Annotated in this window: 2 protein-coding genes; one reads left to right on the top strand and one right to left on the bottom strand. The window is 67.7% G+C overall.

The genetic code is table 11. The annotated features are described in order from the left end of the window. Window positions 1–529: 529 nt before the first annotated feature. Entirely contained in the window at window positions 530–811 is a 282-nt protein-coding gene (locus ACFWY6_RS44840; RefSeq protein WP_384703529.1) for a helix-turn-helix transcriptional regulator, read from the bottom strand. A 96-nt stretch (window positions 812–907) separates the two neighbouring features. On the opposite strand from ACFWY6_RS44840, the gene ACFWY6_RS44835 reads away from it, so the two are divergent. Next, entirely contained in the window at window positions 908–1,795 is an 888-nt protein-coding gene (locus tag ACFWY6_RS44835; protein WP_384703526.1) for an endonuclease NucS domain-containing protein, read from the top strand. Window positions 1,796–2,023: the final 228 nt, after the last annotated feature.

Raw genomic sequence — 2,023 nt, 5'->3', positions numbered from 1 at the left:
GGATGGGCGGGTGCTGTCCCGGGTCTGGGGTCTGACTCAGGTGTTGTTTGACCGTGGTGTCTTGGTGTCACAGTGTCGACTGCTGGCCGGGGATGGTGCGTTGTCGGTGCCGGGCCGGCGGGGCGTGTCCCGATAGGGGCCTGCCGATGGTTGTGGCGTCCTCACGTTTCTGACCGCCTGACGCGGCCCGGTGCCGGCAACGCGACACGTCATCGGACCAGAAGGGGAATCGGCATGTCCAGATCGACCATGCCGAGTACGCCCCCTGCTCTGCAGGCCCGTCGTCGCCTTGCAGGGGCTGGTGGGGGCAAGCGCCGGGGTACCCATGTCGCTGCGGTGTTCTCCATGACGGCGGGATACCGCGATCTGTGAAGTGAGCCAGGAAGCGTTGAGCCGTGAGGTGGCCCGAGAGGTCTTCCACCTGGTCATACAGTTACAGCCAGTACCCCGCTCATAGGGGCTGTGACTTTCGCGTGACAAACAGAAGCCCCCCGCCGGTAGCCGGGGGGGGGCTTCTGCGCGCACCGCGTCAGGCGGGCGCGGGGTATGCGTCATGGGCTCCACTGTACTCAGGCTCGCCGCTGTCGAGTACCCGGAGGAGGGATGCGGTGACCACCCGGGTGCTGCGGCCGATGCGCAGTACGCGGCAGGGAAATTCGCCGCGGCGGACCAGGTCGTAGCCCTTCGCCCGGGAGAACCCGAAGGCCCGGGAAGCGTCCTCGACACTGCCGGTTCCGGCCCAGGTCGCGCGGATGCGCGAGGGGCTGTACTGCGCGTCCATGTCCGCTATCACGTCGTTCTGGCTGTGCATGGGTGACTCTTCGGTTCCTTTCAAGACGGCTCTAGTCGCGGAAATATCCCCGGACTCCGGGACGTTCCCCTCTGGCACCGTGATCACAGAGGGGGAGTGGTGGGCCTGAAGCTGTTCAACATGGCGGGCGGCGTGAGTGAGGTCATGCCGCGTCTGGCTGGAGTCGAGGCGGATGTGCAGGACCTCGTCGAGGCGCACATGGAGACGATGCTGGGCGTCACGTTCATTGCGAGCGAGTACGTCATCGACTGCGTCGACGGCGGGCGGATCGACTCGCTGGGTCTCGACGAGAACGGCGCACCCGTGATCGTCGAGTACAAGCGCGGCACCGACGCAGGTGTGATCAACCAGGGCCTCTACTACATGGCTTGGCTGACGAACCACAAGGACGCCTTCCGGAGTCTGGTCCGCGACCGGCTCGGGGTGACGGCCGCGTCCCAGGTCCTGTGGAGCGCACCGCGTCTGATCTGCGTGGCCGGCGACTTCACCCGCTACGACGCGCACGCCGTTCGCGAGCACCGGCGCTCGATCGACCTGGTCCGCTACCGGTACTTCGGCAGCGACCACTTCGGCCTTGAGACCGTGGCCTCTGTCATGGGGCACTCGGCTCAGGCCAAGCGGGTACGCTGCCGCGCGGCCGGGGTGAGGCCGGTCCGGAAGCAGGGCGGTGCGATGGCCGAGCTGGCCAAGGCGGTCGACGAGGTCCTGGTCGGACTCGGGGACGGCGTCACCCGGGTGCAGCGCAAGCAGTACCGCGCCTACCGACGACTGCGGAACTTCGCCAGCCTCTGCCCGCCGCAGCAGACCAAGCTCCTCGTCTATCTCAAGGCAGACCCGAAGGAGGTCGACCTCGTCCCCGGCTTCACCCGAGACGTGACGGGGCTCGGCCACCACGGCACGGGCGACCTGGAGCTGCAGTTGCGTACGGAGCGGGACCTGGAGCGTGCCCAGGACCTGTTCCGCCTCAGCTACACGGCGGCATAGAGATCTCTCGCTGGAGCGCCGGCATAGGCGTGGTGTGGAGTTGTGGGCTGTCGTCGTGATGCTGCCTTTCGACGTGACGGGCGGGGAATGGCGGTGGACCACTAATGGTGCGGAGGGTGGCCCCCGTTTTGGAAACGGGGTGGGGGGGGAACGATAACCCCCCCCCCCCCCCCGGGGGGGTCAACGGGCGGCCCGGGGGGGGGCGCGCGCGTTTGGGGGGTTTGTGTT

It is taken from the genome of Streptomyces sp. NPDC059037 (assembly GCF_042740015.1).
Classification (GTDB): domain Bacteria; phylum Actinomycetota; class Actinomycetes; order Streptomycetales; family Streptomycetaceae; genus Streptomyces.
The sequence above is the reverse complement of the archived record's forward strand: the minus strand, read 5'-3'. Positions and strand labels throughout refer to the sequence as shown.